Origin of the sequence: Ancylobacter radicis (assembly GCF_018449475.1) — a bacterium.
GTDB classification, from domain to species: Bacteria; Pseudomonadota; Alphaproteobacteria; order Rhizobiales; family Xanthobacteraceae; genus Ancylobacter; species Ancylobacter radicis.
This window is the reverse complement of record NZ_JAHCQH010000017.1, coordinates 375,748-394,851: the sequence shown is the minus strand read 5'-3', so window position 1 is coordinate 394,851 and position 19,104 is coordinate 375,748. Positions and strand designations below refer to the sequence as shown.

The 19,104-nt window shown below is 68.1% G+C and carries 20 protein-coding genes; 9 read left to right on the top strand and 11 right to left on the bottom strand.

Features of this window, described 5'->3' with window-relative positions; all coding sequences use genetic code 11:
* Positions 1-106 precede the first annotated feature (106 nt).
* Together dusA and KIP89_RS13645 are read left to right on the top strand one after the other, a co-directional pair.
* A complete protein-coding gene (gene dusA / locus KIP89_RS13650) occupies positions 107-1,123 on the top strand; it encodes a tRNA dihydrouridine(20/20a) synthase DusA (RefSeq protein WP_213755964.1) in 1,017 nt (338 codons plus the stop codon).
* Positions 1,123-1,959: a sulfite exporter TauE/SafE family protein gene (locus KIP89_RS13645; RefSeq protein WP_213755963.1), complete on the top strand. Its 837-nt coding sequence runs from the start codon at positions 1,123-1,125 to the stop codon at positions 1,957-1,959. Before dusA ends, KIP89_RS13645 begins: the two co-directional genes overlap by 1 nt.
* A gap of 20 nt (positions 1,960-1,979) precedes the next feature.
* Here the strand turns inward: KIP89_RS13645 and KIP89_RS13640 are convergent, their stop codons facing one another.
* The 4 genes from KIP89_RS13640 to bluB are packed head-to-tail and all read right to left on the bottom strand — an operon-like array spanning position 1,980 to position 4,440.
* Complete coding sequence (locus KIP89_RS13640) at positions 1,980-2,705, bottom strand: retropepsin-like aspartic protease family protein (protein ID WP_213755962.1); 726 nt, start codon at positions 2,703-2,705, stop codon at positions 1,980-1,982.
* Complete coding sequence (locus KIP89_RS13635) at positions 2,702-2,872, bottom strand: DUF1289 domain-containing protein (protein ID WP_213755961.1); 171 nt, start codon at positions 2,870-2,872, stop codon at positions 2,702-2,704. Before KIP89_RS13635 ends, KIP89_RS13640 begins: the two co-directional genes overlap by 4 nt.
* Positions 2,873-2,886: 14 nt before the next feature.
* Positions 2,887-3,720: an adenosylcobinamide-GDP ribazoletransferase gene (cobS, locus tag KIP89_RS13630; protein ID WP_250152460.1), complete on the bottom strand. Its 834-nt coding sequence runs from the start codon at positions 3,718-3,720 to the stop codon at positions 2,887-2,889.
* A 15-nt stretch (positions 3,721-3,735) separates the two neighbouring features.
* Positions 3,736-4,440: a 5,6-dimethylbenzimidazole synthase gene (gene bluB / locus KIP89_RS13625; protein WP_213755960.1), complete on the bottom strand. Its 705-nt coding sequence runs from the start codon at positions 4,438-4,440 to the stop codon at positions 3,736-3,738.
* Positions 4,441-4,517: 77 nt separating this feature from the next.
* Here bluB and cobT point away from each other — a divergent pair, with 77 nt between their 5' ends.
* From cobT to KIP89_RS13610, 3 genes are all read left to right on the top strand, one after another.
* Positions 4,518-5,540 carry a nicotinate-nucleotide--dimethylbenzimidazole phosphoribosyltransferase gene (gene cobT, locus KIP89_RS13620; RefSeq protein ID WP_213755959.1) on the top strand — a complete coding sequence of 341 codons (1,023 nt, stop codon included), beginning with the start codon at positions 4,518-4,520 and terminating at the stop codon, positions 5,538-5,540.
* Complete coding sequence (locus tag KIP89_RS13615) at positions 5,537-6,115, top strand: thermonuclease family protein (RefSeq protein ID WP_369807148.1); 579 nt, start codon at positions 5,537-5,539, stop codon at positions 6,113-6,115. The genes cobT and KIP89_RS13615 overlap by 4 nt, the downstream gene beginning before the upstream one ends.
* A gap of 336 nt (positions 6,116-6,451) precedes the next feature.
* On the top strand, positions 6,452-7,090 hold the full coding sequence (locus KIP89_RS13610; RefSeq protein WP_213755958.1) for a uracil-DNA glycosylase family protein: 639 nt from the start codon (positions 6,452-6,454) through the stop codon (positions 7,088-7,090).
* A 25-nt stretch (positions 7,091-7,115) separates the two neighbouring features.
* Here the strand turns inward: KIP89_RS13610 and KIP89_RS13605 are convergent, their stop codons facing one another.
* The 3 genes from KIP89_RS13605 to KIP89_RS13595 all read right to left on the bottom strand — a co-directional run bounded on the left by KIP89_RS13605 (position 7,116) and on the right by KIP89_RS13595 (position 9,457).
* Positions 7,116-7,865, bottom strand: a complete 750-nt coding sequence (locus tag KIP89_RS13605; protein WP_213755957.1) for an ABC transporter permease — start codon at positions 7,863-7,865, stop codon at positions 7,116-7,118.
* The gene (locus KIP89_RS13600) at positions 7,865-8,587 is read right to left on the bottom strand and encodes an ABC transporter permease (protein ID WP_213755956.1); all 723 of its coding nucleotides are present in this window, start codon (positions 8,585-8,587) and stop codon (positions 7,865-7,867) included. Before KIP89_RS13600 ends, KIP89_RS13605 begins: the two co-directional genes overlap by 1 nt.
* Before the next feature lie 93 nt (positions 8,588-8,680).
* The gene (locus KIP89_RS13595; RefSeq protein ID WP_213755955.1) at positions 8,681-9,457 is read right to left on the bottom strand and encodes an ABC transporter substrate-binding protein; all 777 of its coding nucleotides are present in this window, start codon (positions 9,455-9,457) and stop codon (positions 8,681-8,683) included.
* Positions 9,458-9,700: 243 nt separating this feature from the next.
* Between KIP89_RS13595 and KIP89_RS13590 the strand changes: the two genes are divergently transcribed.
* Positions 9,701-10,906 (top strand): Mrp/NBP35 family ATP-binding protein, encoded by a 1,206-nt coding sequence (locus KIP89_RS13590; RefSeq protein ID WP_213755954.1) that lies wholly within the window; start codon positions 9,701-9,703, stop codon positions 10,904-10,906.
* A 6-nt stretch (positions 10,907-10,912) separates the two neighbouring features.
* Here the strand turns inward: KIP89_RS13590 and KIP89_RS13585 are convergent, their stop codons facing one another.
* Complete coding sequence (locus KIP89_RS13585) at positions 10,913-11,740, bottom strand: isocitrate lyase/PEP mutase family protein (RefSeq protein WP_213755953.1); 828 nt, start codon at positions 11,738-11,740, stop codon at positions 10,913-10,915.
* A 257-nt stretch (positions 11,741-11,997) separates the two neighbouring features.
* Here KIP89_RS13585 and KIP89_RS13580 point away from each other — a divergent pair, with 257 nt between their 5' ends.
* The 3 genes from KIP89_RS13580 (at position 11,998) to KIP89_RS13570 (ending at position 15,545) form a co-directional block, all read left to right on the top strand.
* Positions 11,998-13,089 (top strand): TRAP transporter substrate-binding protein, encoded by a 1,092-nt coding sequence (locus tag KIP89_RS13580; protein WP_213755952.1) that lies wholly within the window; start codon positions 11,998-12,000, stop codon positions 13,087-13,089.
* A 181-nt stretch (positions 13,090-13,270) separates the two neighbouring features.
* A complete protein-coding gene (locus tag KIP89_RS13575) occupies positions 13,271-14,395 on the top strand; it encodes a TRAP transporter substrate-binding protein (protein WP_250152459.1) in 1,125 nt (374 codons plus the stop codon).
* Positions 14,396-14,444: 49 nt separating this feature from the next.
* On the top strand, positions 14,445-15,545 hold the full coding sequence (locus KIP89_RS13570) for a TRAP transporter substrate-binding protein (RefSeq protein WP_213755951.1): 1,101 nt from the start codon (positions 14,445-14,447) through the stop codon (positions 15,543-15,545).
* A gap of 102 nt (positions 15,546-15,647) precedes the next feature.
* Here KIP89_RS13570 and KIP89_RS13565 read toward each other — a convergent pair whose 3' ends face one another.
* The 3 genes from KIP89_RS13565 to moaA all read right to left on the bottom strand — a co-directional run bounded on the left by KIP89_RS13565 (position 15,648) and on the right by moaA (position 19,083).
* Positions 15,648-16,586, bottom strand: coding sequence for a DMT family transporter (locus KIP89_RS13565; protein ID WP_213755950.1), 939 nt, complete (start codon positions 16,584-16,586; stop codon positions 15,648-15,650).
* Positions 16,587-16,700: 114 nt separating this feature from the next.
* Positions 16,701-17,900, bottom strand: a complete 1,200-nt coding sequence (locus KIP89_RS13560; protein WP_213755949.1) for an MFS transporter — start codon at positions 17,898-17,900, stop codon at positions 16,701-16,703.
* Positions 17,901-18,036: 136 nt separating this feature from the next.
* Positions 18,037-19,083, bottom strand: coding sequence for a GTP 3',8-cyclase MoaA (gene moaA / locus KIP89_RS13555; RefSeq protein ID WP_213755948.1), 1,047 nt, complete (start codon positions 19,081-19,083; stop codon positions 18,037-18,039).
* Positions 19,084-19,104 lie beyond the last annotated feature (21 nt).

Sequence of the window (19,104 nt, the reverse complement as noted above, 5' to 3'; positions counted from 1 at the left end):
GAGCCAATCCGTGTGCACTCACGCGTCGAAAAATCGGAGATTGGGGCGTATCGTGGCGAAAAATCGAGTGCACACGATGCGTTCCAACTCCTTGAATTCATGAATAATGTCGAAAAATCAGTCATTTAGATTTTCCGTGGCGCCCATGATGGACTGGACGGACCGGCATTGCCGGGCGTTCCATCGGGTGCTGTCGCGCCGGGCGCTGCTCTATACGGAGATGGTCACGGCCAATGCCGTGATCTTCGGCGATCGCGAGCGGCTGCTGGGGTTCTCGGCGGTCGAGCATCCGGTTGCCGTTCAACTCGGCGGTTCCGACCCGCAGGCTCTCGCCAAGGCGGCGGTGATCTGCGCCGCGTGGGGCTATGAGGAGATCAACCTCAATGTCGGCTGCCCTTCCGACCGCGTGCAGGGCGGCAATTTTGGCGCCTGCCTGATGCGCGATCCCGAACTGGTGGCGCGTTGCGTCGCGGCAATGAAGGCGGAGGTCGCCATCCCCGTCACCGTCAAGTGCCGGATCGGCGTCGACGAGCAGGACCCGGAAGTCGCGCTCGACGCGCTCGCCGATGCCGTGCTGGCGGCCGGAGCGGACGCGCTGATCGTCCATGCCCGCAAGGCCTGGCTGCAGGGCCTCTCCCCGAAGGAAAACCGCGACATTCCTCCGCTGGATTATGATCGCGTCTACCGGCTCAAACAGCGGCTGCCCGACGTGCCGGTGAGCATCAATGGCGGAATTGCCTCGATCGACGAGGCCCTTGGTCATCTCGCCCAGGTCGATGGCGTCATGCTCGGCCGCGCCGCCTATCAGAACCCGGAGTTGCTGCTGGAAGTCGACCCGGTGATCTTTGGCGAGCCGGCGCAGCATGCCGACGCCTTCGCGGCTATCGAGGCCTTCGAGCCCTATGTCGCTGATCATCTCGCCTCGGGCGGGCGGCTGCACGATATTACCCGCCACATGCTCGGCCTGTTTCCCGGCCGTCCGGGCGCGCGGGCGTTCCGCCGCCATCTCGCCACCGAGGGCGTGAAGCCGGAGGCGGACCTGTCGGTGCTGCGCGCGGCGGTGGACAAGGTGCGCCGGGCCGAGGCGCGGCGCGAGGCCGGCCGTGCGGCGCTGGTGGCCTGATGCTCGCTTCCATTCCGTTTGATCATCTGATGTGGCTCGCCGGTGCGCTGCTGGTGGCGGGCTTTGCCACCGGCATCCTGGCCGGGCTGTTCGGCATTGGCGGAGGCGCGATCATCGTGCCCGTGCTGTACGAAGTGTTTGGCGCCGTTGGTGTTTCCGATTCCGAGCGGATGCATCTGGCGGTCGGCACCGCGCTCGCGATCATCGTGCCGACGGCGCTGCGCTCCTATTTCGCGCATCGCGCGCGCACCAAGATCGACAATTCCGTTCTGAAGATCTGGGCCGCGCCGCTGGTGGCCGGCGTGGTGGCCGGGACGGCGCTCGCCGCCATCTCCGACGATGTGGTGCTGAAGATCGCCTTTGTCGCCTTCGCGGTGCTGATGTCGTCCAAGCTGCTGTTCGGCCGGGCGAGCTGGGTTCTGGCGGACCAATTGCCGGGCCGTCTCGCCATGTCGCTCTACGCCTTCGGCATCGGCATTGCCTCGCCGCTCATCGGCATCAGCGGCGGCGGCATCGCGACTGTGGTGCTGACCCTCTACCGCGTGCCGATCCACACCGCGATCGCCACCTCGGCAGGGCTGGGGGCACTGATCGCGGTGCCCGGCACGATCGGCTATGTCATCAGCGGCCTGCCGCATCTGGGTTACCTGCCGCCCTTCTCCTTCGGCTATGTCTCGTTGCCGGGGCTGGTGCTGGTGGGTGGCATTGCGACGCTCGCGGCGCCGCTCGGGGCGCGGCTGGCGCATGCCTTCACCAAGCGCCAGCTTGAGGTTGGTTTCGGCCTTTATCTGCTGCTGGTCGGCCTGCGCTTCGTCATCGCGCTCGCCGGTTTCTAAAGGAATCGCAACAGGTTGGTCTATTGCGCGATCTTGGCGCGCATCACCAGCTTCTCGCCGCGAATCTCGAAGCTGGCGAGGCGGGAAAGGAAGCTCATGCCGAGCAGGCTGTGCTTCAGCGTGCCCGGACTGGCGATAAGGGCGGGGACGTTGCGTTCCGCGATGGAGCCGGCGATTTCCACCCGGTCGAGCACCACGGCGGCGGCGCGGCCGCGGCCATTCGCGGTGTCGATCGGGATGTCGTAGCGGATGAATTCGATCGGCAGGCCGGCGGCGACGGCATCCTCGGGCGTCAGAACCACGCTGGAGGCGCCGGTATCGACCAGCATGGGGATGCGGGTGCCGTTGATCTCGACGCGGACATTGAAATCGCCATCGCGCGCGCGGGCCACCTCGACCGAGGGGCCGCCCTCATGGGCGAGCGGCACGGCATAGCCGGGCGCGAGTTCGGCGAGCACCCGATAGGCCATGGCATGGAGGTCGTAGCGGTAGGTATAGCCGACGCCGAGCACCATGAAAATGACCAGCCAGAGCGCGGCGGCGCGCAGCGCCTCGCCCAGCCGGCCGGTGAAAGTGGCGGCCACGCTGGCGCCGACGACCAGCGCGAAGGCACCGTAACCCACGGCGTAGGCTAATGAATCAACGTCGAGACCGGCGATCGGGCCATGCTGCGAGGCCCACACCATCAGCCCCACACCGGCGGCGAGGCCGATGACGACGATCCACATCAGGCGGTCATTGTTCATCCCGCCGCCCTCCGCTGGAGGCGGGCCATGACGGCGCGGCGCTCGCTCTCGCTCATCGTGCTCCAGGCGCCGATTTCGCTGAGCGTGCGGCCGCAGCCGACGCAGAGACGCCCGCTCGCGTCGAGCGTGCAGATCGAGACGCAGGGAGTGCTTACGGGTGCAGGCATCGGAATCGGGGTGCTCAAGGATGCCGCGCGAAGATAAGCAGACCCAGCAGGAAGGCAATCTCGACCATCAGGGCTGCCGCCCCGGCGACATCCCCGGTCTGGCCGCCGAATTGGGCGCGGGCAAGGCGGGTGAGGGCGAAAAAGGCAAGGATTCCAACGATCAGGCCGCCAATATAAGCGAGCGTGCCAAAGCCGGGGATAACCAGTAGGGCGGCGATCACGAGCGCGAGGCCGGCGGCGGTGGCGAGCGTGGCCGGCGAGGGGCGCCCGATGCCATGGGCGAGGCCGCCGGGCCGGGCCGGCGGCAGCACCCCGAGCACGCCGAGCGCCGCCGCGCGGGCCAGCGTGCCGGCCGCCACCAGCGCCGCCACACTGGCACAAACATCAATCGCCATAAGCTCTTGAAGGGCGCCGACGCGCAGCGCGAAGCCGAGGATGAGGGCCAGCACGCCGAAGGTGCCGATGCGGCTGTCCTTCATGATCTCCAGCCGGCGGGCGATGTTCATGCCGCCGAGGCCGTCCGCCATGTCGGCCAGCCCGTCCTCATGCAGCGCCCCGGTGACCCCCATCAGCACCGCCACGGCGAGGGTGCTGGACAGCCATGGGCTGAGGCCAATGGCGTGGGCAGTTAGTGCAGTGAGAGCGCCAGTCAGGCCGATGAGGAGCGCGGCGAGCGGAAAACCGGGGCCGATCCGCTCGATCTCCGGCGGGGCGTCGAGTGGGGGCTCGAACGGGGTCTGCGGCACCGGCAGCCGGGACAGGAAGCGCAGCGCGCCGGGGGTGCCGGTGAGCGCCCGGCGCAGCGCCATGAACAGGGGGCCGACGGGGAGGGAGGCATAATCGCGCATGGCTGTTTCCTCCACTCAGCGTTGCAGCAGGCAATCGGCCAGCGGCCGGCGGTGCTCCCAGCCGGCACGCTCCAGCTCGGGCGTGTCGGCGGGGGCGGCGGGATAGCCTATGCACAGATAGCCGACCAGCCGCCAGTGGGCGGGCACCTCCAGCGCCGCTGTCACCTCGGCGGGGTCGAGGATCGACACCCAGCCGAGGCCGATGCCCTGCGCGGCGGCCGCCAGCCACAAGGTGTGGATCGCCATGACGCCGGAATAGGCGACGGTCTCCGGCATGGTGGCGCGGCCGAGGCCGTGGCCGGTCGCGGGATCGGGCTCGACAAAGACGGCGATCTGCTCGGGCGCCTGATCCAGCCCGGCGAGCTTGAGCCGCGCATAGAGCCCGGCGCGCTCCTGCGGCTGGGCGGCGAGCGCCTGCGCATTGCAGCGGGCGAAATTGGCACGCACCGCCGCGCGGCGGGCGGGGTCGCTCACCCGCACGAAGCGCCAGGGCTGGCTGAGGCCGACGCTCGGCGCCTGCACGGCCTGCGCCACCAGCGCCTCGACCACGCCCGGCGGCAGCGGGTCGGTGAGGAAATGGCGCACATCCCGCCGCCAGGCGAACAGCGCCGCCAGCCCGGCGCGGAAAGCCGGGTCGAAGGCCGGCTCCCTCTCGGGCGCCGGGCCTGCCGCGGGCGCGCCATTGGCGGACTGCGCCGGATTTGGGGGTTGCGCGTACATGAGGCAGGGTCTACCCCGCCGCCGCGCGCGATGCGACAACCATCCCGTCCTTTGCGGCTTTCATGCACGAGGCTTTCATGCTGCGCTCCGCCACCGGCCTGCCTTTCGACGACATCCGCAACCTGATCGCCCAGATGCCGGGCCCGGATGCGGCGGCGCGCGACGCCGCGATCGCCCGGCAGGGGCAGTTGGTGAAGCCGCCGGGCGCGCTCGGCCGGCTGGAGGAGATCGCCATCCACATCGCCGGCTGGCAGGGGCGGGAGATTCCGGCGGTGAACCGGCCGACCGTCGCCGTCTTCGCCGCCACCCATGGTGTCGCCGCGCGCGGCGTCTCGCCCTACCCGTCGGAGGTGACCAAGCAGATGGTCGCCACCTTCACCGCCGGCAAGGCGGCGGTGAACCAGATCTGCGGCGTGTTCGGCGCCGGGCTGCGCGTGTTCGACCTCGCGCTCGACCTGCCCACCCCCGACATTGTGGAGCAGGACGCGCTCACCGAGGCCGAATGCGCGGCCACCATGGCCTTCGGCATGGAGGCGCTGGCCGGCGAGCCGGACCTTTTGTGCCTCGGCGAGATGGGCATCGGCAACACCACCATCGCCGCCGCCATCTTCCACGGCCTGTATGGCGGGCAGGCCACCGACTGGGTCGGCCCCGGCACCGGCTCGACCGGCGAGACGCTCGCCCGCAAGATCGCGGCGGTGGAGGCGGCGGTGGCCCGTGCCAAGGGCCATCTCGACGATCCGCTGGAAGTGCTGCGCAAGCTCGGCGGGCGCGAGGTGGCGGCGATGGCCGGGGCGATCCTCGCCGCGCGGCTGCAACGGGTGCCGGTGGTGCTCGACGGCTATGTGGTGACCGCCGCCGCCGCTGTGCTCAAGGCGCTCGACCCGCGCGCGCTCGACCATTGCCTCGCCGGCCATGTCTCGGCCGAGCCGGCCCACCGCGCGGTGCTGGAGCGGCTGGAATTGCGGCCCATTCTCGACCTCGGCATGCGGCTCGGCGAGGGCTCGGGCGCGGCGCTGTCGGTGGGCATCATCAAATCGGCGCTCGCCTGCCATGCCGGCATGGCCACCTTTGCCGAGGCCGGGGTGGCGGCGGGGTGAGGCTGCCCACGCGCTTTCCGCGTGTGCCACCGGGCGGGCGATGGGGCGGGCCGCGTCGCAGCGGCGGCTGGCGGCGCAGCACGTGGCGGCGCAGTACTTGGGGCTCGATCCTGGTCGCGCTGGTGCTGGTCGGCGTCGCGCTGCTGGTGGAACGCGTCGTGCCGCCGCTCACCGGCGCGGTGCGGGTAGCGGATGGCGACAGCCTCGTCGTCGCGGGCGAGCGGGTGCGGCTCGACGGCATCGACGCGCCGGAACTGCACCAGAGCTGCGGCGCGCCGGGCACGGAATGGCCCTGCGGCGCGCGGGCCAAGGAGGCGCTGGAGGCGGTCGTCGCACAGGGCGAGGTGAATTGTCGCCCGGTGGACGAGGACCGCTATGGCCGCGCGGTGGCGATCTGCGCGGCGGGCGCGGCCGATCTCGGCGCGCGGCAGGTCGCGGCCGGCTGGGCGCTGGCCACCGGCCTCGCCTATCAGCGCGAGGAAGCTGCCGCCCGCGCCGCCGGCCGGGGGATCTGGTCCGGCCCGTTCGAGGTGCCGGCGCAATGGCGGCAGCGCCATCCACGCCCGGCCTCGTGAGGGGGCGAGGCATCGTTAAACGCTGTCCCCACAGAAACACCGTCATCCCCCATCACCGTCATCCCCGGGCTTGACCCGGGGATCCACGTCTCTGGCTCGGCGCCGTGCGACAAGTCGTGGATGGCCGGATCAAGTCCGGCCATGACGGTGTGACGGGTGGGAGCGGGGCATCGTCATCCCGGACGGCCGGCAGGCCGATCCGGGATCGTGTGGGCACCGGGAATGGCCCACGATCCCGGCTCTCCGCGGGCGCTGCGGCCGGGATGACGGAAATGGCACGCAACATCATCGCGTCGCGGGCTTTTTCCTTTCCACCAGCGCCCCTATCTAAGCTCCATGCCTGCCCCGCCCGAGACCCTCGACGAGCTGCTCGCCCGCATTCGCGCCTGCCGGGTGTGCGTCGAGGCGCCGTGCGGGGCGGCGCTGCCGCATGAGCCGCGCCCGGTGCTGCATGTCGGCCCGCGCGCCCGCATCCTGATCGCCAGCCAGGCGCCGGGCACCAGGGTCCATGCCTCCGGCCGCTCCTTTGACGACGCCTCGGGCGACCGGCTGCGGGCGTGGCTCGGGGTCGACCGCGCGAGCTTCTATGACGAGGCGCGGATTGCCATCGCCGCCATGGGGTTCTGCTTTCCCGGACAGGACGCCAAGGGCGGCGATCTGCCGCCGCGCCGGGAATGCGCCGGCCTGTGGCACGACCGGCTGTTTGCCGCGCGGGCGCCGTTCGATCTGGTGATCGCGGTCGGCGCCTCGGCGCAGGCCTATCATCTGCGCCGGCTGGGGCTGGAGCGTTTCGCGCGGGGCGGGCTCACCGCGCGGGTGACGGCGTGGCGGGAGATCTGGGACGCGCGCACCGCCCCGCGTGTGCTGCCGCTGCCGCACCCCTCCTGGCGCAACACCGGTTGGCTGAAGCGTCACCCCTGGTTCGAGGCGGAGCTGCTGCCGGTGCTGCGCGCCGAGGTGGCGCGGCTGGTGTGAGGCCGGAAGGCCTCACCGTGATGCCTCAGCGCGAGACCAGCAGATGCCGGTTGAGCCGGCGCTCCAGCACGTCCCAGACGCGCCGGACGATCTCGACCATGATGAGGTACAGCGCCGCCGCCCAGAGATAGACCTCCATGTCGTAGGAGCGCGAGAAGGCGAGGCGGGTGACGCCCATCAGGTCGTAGACCGTGATGACCGAGGCGATGGCGCTCGATTTGATCATCAGGATCAGCTCATTGCCGAGCGGGCGCAGGCCGATGGCGAAGGCCTGCGGCACGATCACCTTGCGATAGGCCAGCACGCGGGTGAGGCCGAGCGCCTGCGCCCCCTCCATCTGGCCGACCGGCAGGCTCTGTATGGCGCCGCGCAGGATCTCCGACTGATAGGCAGCGGTGTTGAGCGTGAAGGTCAGCACCGCGCAGTTGAAGGCGTCGCGGAAGAACCACCACAGCCCGACCTCGGTGAGCGCCTCGCGGAACTGGCCAGCGCCGTAATAGATCAGGAAGGTCTGCGCCAAGAGCGGCGTGCCGCGGAAGAAATAGGAATAGCCGAAGGACGCGCCGGCCAGCAGCTTGCCGCCCTCGATCCGGGCGATGGCCAGCGGCCAGGCGAGCAGCGCGCCGAGGCCGACCGAAAGGATGACGAGCTGCAGCGTCACCCACACGCCGTCGAGGAAGCGCAGGCCGTAGCGGCCCATCAGCTCGCTGTTCAGGCCGATGAAGCCCATCAGCGAGAGGAAGCCGGCGCCGACAAGATCGAGAAACGCCTGCATCAATGGCCTCCCATCCGCTTGAAGCCACGGGAGGCGCGCGCCTCCAGCCGGGTGAAGACCACGCTCGAAAGGCCGGAGAACACCAGATAGATCAGGCAGGCGACGAGGTAGAAGAAGAAGGGTTGCTTGGTCACGCCGACCGCGATGGCGGTCTGGCGCATCAGATCGGTGATGGCGATGACCGAGACCAGCGACGTGTCCTTGAGCAGCACCATCCAGTTATTGGACAGGCCCGGCAGGGCGACGCGCCAGAGCTGGGGAAAGGTGACAAAGCGGAAGATGCGGAATTTCGACAGGCCGAGCGCCGAGGCCGCCTCCTTCTGGCCGCGCGGCACGGCGCGGATGGCGGCGAGCAGCACCTCGCTGGAGAAGGCGCCGAGCACGAGGCTGAGCGCGACCACGCCGGCGACGAACTGGTTCACCTCGATGGTCGCGCCCTCGACGACATAGCCGGCGAGGCGGGTGAGCAGCATCTGCCCGCCATAATAGACGATGAACAAAGTGAGCAGTTCCGGCAGGCCGCGAAACACCGTGGTGAACAGGTTGCCGGCGGCGCGCAGCAGGAAGAAGGGCGAATCCTTGGCCAGCGCGACGGCGAGGCCGATGGCGATGCCGGCCGGCAGCGAGGCGAGCGCGAGCTCGATGGTCATGAGCGCGCCGGCGAGGATTTCATCCCCCCAGCCGTCCGGGCCGAAGGAGAGCAGGCGTAAAAGGTCCAGCATCGGGACAGCGGCGCTCCGCGTTCAGCCAGAAGGCGCTCCACAGGGGAGGCGGGGGCCGTTCCGGGAGCCTCGTCCCGGAACGGCGCGGCGCGCTCAGTAGACGCTGAAGGGGAAATACTTGTCGTTGATGGTCTTGTAGGTGCCGTCGGCGCGGATTTCCTCGATCGCCTTGTTGAACATGGCGACCAGTTCCGGGTCGTCCTTGCGGATGCCGACGCCCACGCCCTCGCCGAAATATTTCGGGTCGGTATATTCGGCGCCGGTGAACTTGCAGCAGGCGCCGTCCTTGGTGGCGAGCCATTCCATCAGCACCACCTTGTCGGCCAGCACCGCGTCGAGGCGACCATTGCCGAGGTCGAGATTGGCCTCGTCCTGCTTGCCATAGAGCTTCACCTCGGCGCCGGCCTTGCCATACACGTCCTCGAGATAGTTCGAGTGGATGGTCGAGCCCTGCGCGCCCAGCACCTTGCCCTTGAGGGCGGCGGGCGAGGTGTCGGTGATCTTGGAATCCTTCGGCACCGCGAAAGTGGCCGGGGTCTTGTAGTACTTGTTGGAGAAGGCGATCTGCTTCTGGCGCTCCTCCGTGATCGACATGGAGGCGACGATGGCGTCATATTTGCCGGCGAGCAGCGCCGGGATGATGCCGTCCCAATCCTGCGCCACGAAGGTGCAGGTCACCTTCATCTTGGCGCAGAGCGCCTTGGCGATGTCGATGTCGAAGCCCTTGAGCTCGTTGTTTTCCATATAGTTGAAGGGCGGGTAGGCGCCCTCCGTGCCGATGCGCACGGTCTTCCATTCCTTCGCGGAGGCACTGCCCAGGCCGGCCGCGATGAGGATGGCGGCAGCCGCGAGGCGGGTGACGAGGCTCATGTTATTCCCCTCTGAGATGGTACCAGCCGGTTGTTTGTTTTTTTACCGGCCACCCATGCTGGCATTATTTCCAAATATAACGCAACGGGGGCTGCTTCATTCCTAGCCATAAAGTCTAGCTGAGCGTTCCGTGAGCATCCCGGCCGTCATTGGCGGCTTCAATCGCGTGACAGACGGCGCCGGGTTGACGCTGCTTCAACTGTGGTGTCTCACCCTTGGAACGGATCCAGTCAGGAGGCGATCATGGCAACGGCAGACGAGGTTCGCGCACGGCTCGCGCAGGTGTCGGCGCCTGATGGCCGGCCGGTGACGGATACCGGCGCGCTCTCCGATATCCTGGTCTCGGACGGCAAGGTCTATATGTCGATCACCGTCGATGCGGCCGAGGCGCAGGCCTGGGAGCCGGTGCGCGCGGCGGTGGAGCGCACGGTGCGGGGCACGCCGGGCGTGACCTCGGCACTGGTGGCGCTGACCGCCGAACGCAAGGCCGGCGCGGCCGGAGCCTCGTCGTCCGGCGGCAGCTCGACCCAGCCGGTGCGGGTGTCGGGGCAGGGGCATTCGCATGCCGGCCATTCTCACGCGGGTCACTCGCATGCCGGTCATACCCATGCCCAGCCGCCGGCCGATCCGCAGAAGGAATCCTCCGGCCTGCCCGGCGTCGGGGCGATCATCGCCGTGGCTTCCGGCAAGGGCGGCGTCGGCAAGTCGACTCTCGCCGCCAATCTCGCCCTTGGCCTCGCCGCGACGGGGCTGAGAATCGGCCTGCTCGATGCCGATATTTACGGCCCTTCCGTGCCCCGCCTGATGGGTCTGCGCGGCAAGCCGGAGGTGAACGGGCGTATGATCCAGCCCATGCAGGCTTTCGGCCTCAAGGTCATGTCGATCGGCTTCCTGGTCGAGGAAGAGGCGCCGATGATCTGGCGCGGGCCGATGGTGATGTCGGCGATCAGCCAGTTGCTCAAGGAAGTGAACTGGGCGCCGCTCGACATTCTCGTGGTCGACATGCCGCCCGGCACCGGCGACGCGCAGCTCACCATGGCGCAGCAGGTGCCGCTGGCCGGCGCGGTGATCGTCTCCACCCCGCAGGATCTCGCGCTGATCGACGCGCGGCGCGGCATCGCCATGTTCCAGAAGGTCAATGTGCCCGTTCTCGGCATTGTCGAGAATATGAGCTACTTCCTCTGCCCGCATTGCGGCGGGCGCTCCGACGTGTTCGGCCATGGCGGGGCGCGGCACGAGGCGCAGCGCTTTGGCGTGCCCTTCCTCGGCGAGGTGCCGCTGCATCTGTCGATCCGCGAGACCTCGGACGCCGGCCGCCCGATCACCGCAACCGCGCCGGACAGCCAGGAGGCGCAGATCTACCGCACCATCGCCAACTCCGTGCGCGAAGCCCTCGCCGGCCGCCGCAACGCCGCTCGCCCGGCCCCGCGCATCGTCATGGAGGGGTGAGGGGCGTCAGCCCCGCTCCTCGAATGGCGCAAAGAACGCCTCGATCTCGGCAAATCCCATCGCCCGGTCGAGAAAATCGAACCGCCCGTCCCGCAGCATGTCGCGCGCGGTGCGGGCGGTCTCGCCATAGGCCAGCCGGGCGAGACTGGAGCCGATGCTGATGCGCTTGACGCCGGCCTCCGTCAGTTCGTCCCGCGTGAAGCGCGCCGGGCCGATGCCGACCACGACATTGACCGGCCGGGACAGCGCCGCGCAGACGGTGCGAATGGCCTCAAGGCTGGGCAGGCCGGGGGCGTAGAGCACATCGGCGCCGGCCGCCTCGAACGCAAGGAGCCGGGCGATGGTGTCGTCGAGATCCGGGCGTCCCCAGAGGTAGTTTTCCGCGCGGGCGGTCAGCACGAAATCGGCCGGCAGGCTGTCGCGCGCTTCGGCCGCGGCGGCGATGCGCTCGGTGGCAAGCGACAGATCATAGATCGGCGCGGCCGGATCGCCCGTGTGATCTTCTAGCGAGCCGCCCGCCAGCCCGAGGGCGGCGGCGGCGCGGATGGTCTGCGCGCTGCTCTCGGGGCTGTCGCCCAGCCCCTTTTCCAGATCGGCCGACACCGGCAGATCGGTGGCGCGCACCATGATCGCGCAATGATCGAGGATCATCTGCGGCGTGAGCTTGCCGTCGGCGACGCCCATGGAGAAGGCGAGCCCCGCGCTGGTGGTGGCAAGGGCGCGATAGCCGAGCGTGGCCATGATGCGCGCCGTGCTGACATCCCACGGGTTCGGAATGATGAACGCTTCGGGCGCGTGATGCAGCGCCCGAAAGGCCTCGCCCTTGCCGGTCATCTCATGGTCCTCGTTATTGATGACCGCACGGTAGAGTACTGAGCCGAACAAAACAAGAACATTGTTGCCAGCAAGCGTTCTTGCGGTGTTCCTCGGTGTTTTCGAGGGTCGGCGCACCCCTCGACAAAAGGCGCACATAAGGCGCCGTTGCGTTGCGGAAATCCGTGGCGTACCAGTTAGGTCGAACAGAAAATCGTGTGTGGAAGCGCGCCAATGCGCCAACCGCGCCGTGAGGAAATCCCATCAGGAGAGACAGCATGAAGCGCCGTCAGTTTTTGGCCGCCGCCGGCACCGGTGCGGCTGCCGCGACCACCCTTGCCGCCCCGGCCATCGCCCAGTCCGCCCCGGAAATCCGCTGGCGCCTCGCCTCCAGCTTTCCGAAGTCGCTCGATACCATCTATGGCGGCGCCGACGTCATGTCGAAGATGGTCTCGGAGCTGACCGACGGGAAGTTCCAGATCCAGGTCTTCGCCGCCGGCGAGATCGTGCCCGGCCTGCAGGTGCTCGACGCCGTGCAGAACAACACGGTCGAGATGTGCCACACCGTCTCATACTACTTCGTCGGCAAGGACCCGACCTTCGCGGTCGCCGCCTCGGTGCCGTTCGGGCTCAATGCCCGCCAGCAGAACGCCTGGCTGTACCAGAATGGCGGCAACGACCTCTTCAACGAGTTCTACAAGAAGTACAACGTGTTCGGCATGCCCTGCGGCAATACCGGGGCGCAGATGGGCGGCTGGTTCTCCAAGGAGATCAAGTCCGTCGCCGACATGAACGGCCTGAAGATGCGCATCGGCGGCATTGCCGGGCAGGTCATGGCCAAGCTCGGCGTGGTGCCGCAGCAGATCGCCGGCGGCGATATCTACCCGGCGCTGGAAAAGGGCACGATCGACGGCGCCGAGTGGATCGGCCCCTATGACGACGAGAAGCTCGGCTTCTACAAGGTCGCCAAGTTCTACTACTACCCCGGCTGGTGGGAAGGTGGCCCGACCATCCACGCCTTCGCCAATCTCGAAAAATTCAACGCCCTGCCCAAGCCCTATCAGGCGGCGCTGATCGCGGCCTCGACCTATGCCAACACCATCATGCAGGCGCGCTACGACGTGCAGAACCCGCCCGCCATCAAGCGGCTGGTGGCCAACGGCACGCAGCTGCGCCCCTACCCGACGGAAGTGATGGAAGCCTGCCTGAAGGCGACCAACGAGCTCTGGGCGGAAATCTCCGCCAAGAACCCGGACTTCAAGAAGGTGATCGACACCATGCAGGCCTTCCGCAACGAGGAAAACCTGTGGTGGCAGGTGGCCGAGTACACGTTCGACAGCTTCCAGATCCGCACCCGCCCGCGCGGCTGAGGCTCTACCTCATCCCCGGGCCTGACCCGGGGATCCACGGTATGGATGGCCGGGTCAGGCCCGGCCATGAGGGTGGATCAGGAGATGCGATGCCCGGGGCCTTCCCGGGCATCTTCATTTGATGCGGCTGCAACGGCGTTGCGGTTGCATCGTCCGGCCGGAAGTGACAGGAAAGCCCGCCATGACACAGCAGTCCCCGAAAGGCGCGGCGCTCGGGCGTCGGGCCGTCCTGCGCGGCGCCGGTCTCGCGACCACCGCCGCCGTCACCGCCGTTGCGGCTCCCGCCATCGCCCAGAGCGCGCCGCAGCTGCGCTGGCGCCTCACCTCCAGCGTGCCCAAGGTGCTGGACGCGATCTTCGGCGCCAATGAGCTGGTGTCCAAATATGTGAGCGAGGCGACCGACGGGCGCTTCGTCATCCAGAACTACGCGGCCGGCGAGATCGTGCCGGGGCTTCAGGCGCTCGACGCGGTGCAGAACGGCACGGTCGAGGTCGCCCAGACCCCGCTCTATTACTATCTCGGCAAGGATCCGAGCTTCGCCTGCTTCACCACCGTGCCGTTCGGGCTCAATGCCCGCCAGCAGAATGCCTGGTACTACCATGGCGGCGGGCGCGAGCTGCAGGACGAGGTGCTGGCGAAATACAACCTCGTCGGCTTCCTCGGCGGCAATACCGGCACCCAGATGGGCGGCTGGTTCCGCAAGGAAGTGAAGGACCTCGCCGACTTCAAGGGGCTGAAATTCCGCATCGGCGGCATTGCCGGGCAGGTGGTGGCCAAGCTCGGCGTGGTGCCGCAGCAGATCGCGCCTGGCGATATTTATGCCGCGCTGGAAAAGGGCACGATCGACGCCTGCGAATGGGTCGGGCCTTATGATGACGAGAAGCTCGGCTTCGTGAAGGTCGCGCCCTATTACTATTATCCCGGCTGGTGGGATGGCGGGCCGACGATGAATGTCGTCGTCAACCGCAGCAAATGGAACGAGCTGCCCAAGGCCTATCAGGCGATCTTCGAGGCGGCCACCGCCTATGCCAATGCCGACATGCTGGCGAAATACGACGCCCGCAACCCGGCGGCGCTGCGCCGGCTGGTGGCGGCGGGGGCGCAGCTTCGCCCCTTCCCGCAGAGCTTCATCGACGCCTCCTACGCGGCCACGAACGAGCTTTATGCCGAGATCGGCGCCAAGAATGCCGGCTTCAAGAAGATCATGGACGCGCTCCTCGCCTTCCGTAACGAGGAGTATCTGTGGTGGCAGGTCGGCGAATACCCCTATGACGGCTACATGATCCGCGCCCGCACCAAGGGCTGAGGCACGGCTGCCCCGCGCGGCCGCGACAAGAAAAGCAAAAGGAACCGCCATGACGACCCCGACTTCCCGCCGCCGGCTGCTCCAGGGCGCCGGCCTCGCCGCCGCCGCCTCGACGATCGCCGCGCCCGCCATCGCCCAGAGCGCGCCGCCGATCCGCTGGCGCCTCACCTCCAGTTACCCGAAGACGCTCGACACCATCTATGGCGCCTCGGTGCTGCTGTCGAAATATGTCGGCGAGGCGACCGACGGGCGCTTCACCATCGACGTTTTCGCGCCCGGCGAGATCGTGCCCGGCCTGCAGGCGCTGGACGCGGTGCAGAACCGCACGGTCGAGATGAGCCAGACGGCGCTCTATTACTATATCGGCAAGAACCCGGCCTATGCGCCCTTCACCACGCTGCCCTTCGGGCTCAATGCGCGGATGCAGACGGCGTGGCTCTATCATGGCGGCGGCAACGAGCTGCAGAACGCCTTCCTCGCCAAGTCCGGCGTCATCGGCTTTGCCGGCGGCAATACCGGCGCGCAGATGGGCGGCTGGTTCCGCAAGGAGATCAAGACGCTCGAAGACATCAAGGGCCTGAAGATGCGCCTGCCGGGCATTGCCGGCCAGGTGCTCTCGCGCCTCGGTCTGGTGCCGCAGAACCTGGCCGGCGGCGACATCTATCCGGCGCTGGAAAAGGGCACGATCGACGCGGCCGAGTTCGTCGGCCCGGTCGATGACGAGAAGCTCGGCTTCAACCGGGTGGCGCCCTATTACTATTATCCCGGCTGGTGGGAAGGTGGCCCGACCATCCATTTCGTCGCCAATCTGGCGGCCTGGAACGAGCTGCCGCGCGCCTATCAGGCGGCGTTCGAGGCGGCGGCGGCCTATGCCAATTCCGACATGCTGGCGAAATATGACGCGCGCAACCCCGGCGCGCTGCGCCGTCTGGTGGCGGGCGGGGCGCAGCTTCGCGCCTTCCCGGCCGACATCATGGATGCCGCCTACAAGGAAAACACCGCGCTCATGGGCGAGATTTCGACCAAGAACGAGGACTTCAAGAAGATCTACGACTCGATGCTGGCGTTCCGCAACGAGGAGTATCTGTGGTGGCAGGTCGGCGAATACCCCTATGACGGGTACATGATCCGGGCCCGCACGCGCGGCTGATCCATTGCTACGCTGAAACGACAAAGGGCCGCCCTTCGGGGCGGCCCTTTTGCGTTGCCGAGGCTGTGAGGCGGCCTTCGGATGTCAGGCCGTCTTCAGGCGTCAGGCCGCTTTGCGCGGCTCGTCCGGGAGCGTGTCGAGCGCCACAGGCTTGGGCACGAGGTCGACCTTCACCCGCGGCGCCGGGCGGTGCTGGCTCATCGAATAAAGACCCGCCGCCATGATCAGCGCCATGCCGCCGATCGAGACCAGATCGGGCAGGGCGTTGAACAGGCCGGCGGAGAGGCCGACCGCGCAGAGCACCGAGACATAGCGGAACGGGGCGATGACCGCCGGGTCGTTGCCGCGGAAGGCGGCGATGGTGAGCATATGGCCGCCGATCAGCGAGACGCTGCCGGCCAGCAGATAGCCCAGCGTGGTCAGATCGAGCGCGTGCCATTCCTCCACCGCGCTGCCGGCGAAGCCGATCAGCATGCCGATGCCGGCGGTGGTGAAGGTGACGACCAGCGTCGGCACATGTGTGCCGATGCGCCCGGTGACGAAATCGCGGAAGGCCATCAGCAGGGCCGCCGCCAGCGGCAGCAGCGCCATGGAGTCGAAAGCCGAGGTGCCCGGCTTGATGATCAGCGTGACGCCGACAAAGCCGATGCCGACAGCGACCCACTCTTTCCAGTTGATCCGCGAGCCGAAGAACATCACGGCCGCCGCCATGGTGGCGAGCGGGGCGATCTGCACGATCGCGGTGGCGTCGCCGATCGACATGGAGACGATGGCGGTGATGAACAGCACGGCGACCACGGCCTCGGTCGCGCCGCGCAGCAGCACGCGCCAGTCCAGCGCGTAGCGCAGCATCGGCGCTTCGCCCTTCCAGCCGAGCACCGCGAGCAGAACGCTGATCGCGATCACGCCGCGCACCGCGAGGATCTGCGAGGGCGGAATCTGGGCCAGCGCGAGCTTGGAGAAGGCGTCATTCGCCGCGAAGACGCAGGAGCCCGCGATCATCAGGAGGATGCCGCGGCGCAGGAGTGTCGAGGAGTGCATGGGGACGCGAAAACCGAAAGAGGTGAGGAGGCATAAAAGCCCGCCGATCACGTCGGAATAAAGACGAGACCTTACGCAAACCTGTCCTGGGCCCCGCGTTACTTGCGGGTCAGCTCAGCATTCCTCGCATGGCGTCTCGCCCGCGTCGTCGCCGAGCGCCACCAGCCCGCCGTCGCGACGCTCCAGCGCCTGCGAGACCATGCACAGGCCGAGCGCGCCCACGGCGAGTCCCGCCCCGACCCAGGGCAGTTCCGCATAGCCGATGCCGACCGTGATGGCCGCGCCGCCAATCCACGCGCCGGCGGCATTGCCGAGGTTGAAGGCGCCCTGATTGAGCGTCGAGGCGAGGTTCGGCGCGCCGACCGCGGCGTCCACCACGCGGGTCTGGATTGGCGGCACCACGGCGAAGACGAGGATGCCCCACACAAAGACGGTGGCGATGGCGGCCACCACGAAGGCACTGGTGAACACCATGGCGACCATGACGATGGCGAGGCCGATGAAGCTCGCCATCAGCGAGGGCATCAGCCGCCAGTCGGCGAGGCGCCCGCCCAGGATGTTGCCGATGGTGATGCCGACCCCGAACAGCAGCAGTACATAAGTGACGGTATGGGCATCGAGCCCGGTCACATCGCGCAGCAGCGGGGCGATATAGGTGAACACGGTGAACAGGCTGGCCGAGGCGAGCACGCTCATCAGCATGGTCAGGATGACCTGCGGGCGCTTGAGAACGGCGAATTCCCTGAGGATGTTGCCGGCGGAATGGGGAATGTCGCGGGGCACCCAGAGCGCGATGGCGCTGACCGCGAGAATGCCGATCGCCACCACGGCCCAGAAAGTCGAACGCCAGCCCCAGGCCTGGCCGAGCGCGGTGCCGAGCGGGACGCCCAGCACATTGGCCAGCGTCAGCCCCGCGAACATCAGCGCGATGGCGCTGGCGCGCTGGTTAGCCGGGACGAGGTTCGCCGCCACGACGGCGCCGATGCCGAAGAAGGCGCCATGGCAGAAGGCGGTGACGACGCGCGCCGCCATCAGGAACCAGTAGTCCGGGGCGATGGCGCAGAGGAAATTGCCGAGCACGAACATGCTGGCCAGACCCATCAGGGTCGCCTTGCGCGGCAGGGAATTGGTGATGACGGCGACGATGGGCGCCCCCACGACCACGCCCAGCGCATAGCCCGTGACCAGCAGCCCCGCCGCCGGGATGCTCACGCCGAGATCGGCCGCCACTTCGGGCAGGAGGCCCATGATGACGAATTCGGTGGTGCCGATACCGAAGGAAGCCATGGCCAAGGCCAACAGCGGGAGCTGCATGGTCGATCTCGTCGATGTGAATCAGGGAAGACGTACGTAGCCGTACGGATAAGCGAGAGCTATGCACATCCTGTTGCAACGCAGCAATAATGCGTGGCGGGCAGCACCCATGCAGCGGGCGGGAAGGGCGGGCGGCTCAGCCGCCGGTGACGCTCATGTGGCGGCGCAGGGCCGGGGCCTGGCCGGGGCGGTCGATCACGAAATCGTGCCCCTTGGGCTTGCGGAAAATCGCGTCGTCGAGCGCCGCATGCAGCGTCTCGTCGCTCTCGGAGGCGCGCAGCGGCGTGCGCAGATCCGCTGCGTCGTCCTGGCCGAGGCACATATAGAGCGTGCCGGTGCAGGTGACGCGCACGCGGTTGCAGCCCTCGCAGAAATTATGCGTCAGCGGGGTGATGAAGCCGAGCCGCCCGCCGGTCTCCTTGATCGACACGTAGCGCGCGGGACCACCGGTGCGGAACGGAATGTCCTCCAGCGTCCAGCGTTGGGCGAGGCGGGCGCGCACGGTGGAGAGCGGCAGATACTGGTCGATGCGCTCGGCGCCAGTCTCGCCCAGCGGCATGACCTCGATCAGCGAGACGTCCATGTTCCGGCCATGGGCCCACTCGACCAGCGCGGGAATCTCGTCCTCGTTCTCGCCGGCCAGCGCCACGGCGTTGAGCTTCACATGGATGCCGGCGTTCTGCGCCGCGTCGATGCCGGCGAGCACCTTGGAGAGGTCGCCCCAGCGGGTCAGCGCACGGAAGCGGGCGGGGTCCAGCGTGTCGAGCGAGACATTGATGCGCTTGACGCCGCAGGCGGCGAGATCACCGGCGAAACGGGCGAGCTGCGAGCCGTTGGTGGTGAGCGTCAGCTCCTCCAGCGCGCCCGAATCGAGGTGGCGCGAGATGGAGCGGAACAGGGTCATCACATCCCGGCGCACCAGCGGTTCGCCGCCGGTGAGGCGCAGCTTCTTCACGCCGCGCGCGACGAAGGCCGAGCACAGCCGGTCGAGTTCTTCCAGCGTCAGCAATTCGGGCTTGGGCAGGAACGTCATGTGTTCCGCCATGCAGTACACACAGCGGAAATCGCAGCGGTCGGTGACCGAGACGCGCAGATAGGTCACGGCCCGCCCGAACGTGTCGACCAGCGGGGCGCGCGGCGCTTCCCGCTGGAACTGGTCGATGAGGGCTTCCGTACCGATCACGCTTCGCTCCCGGACGCCGCC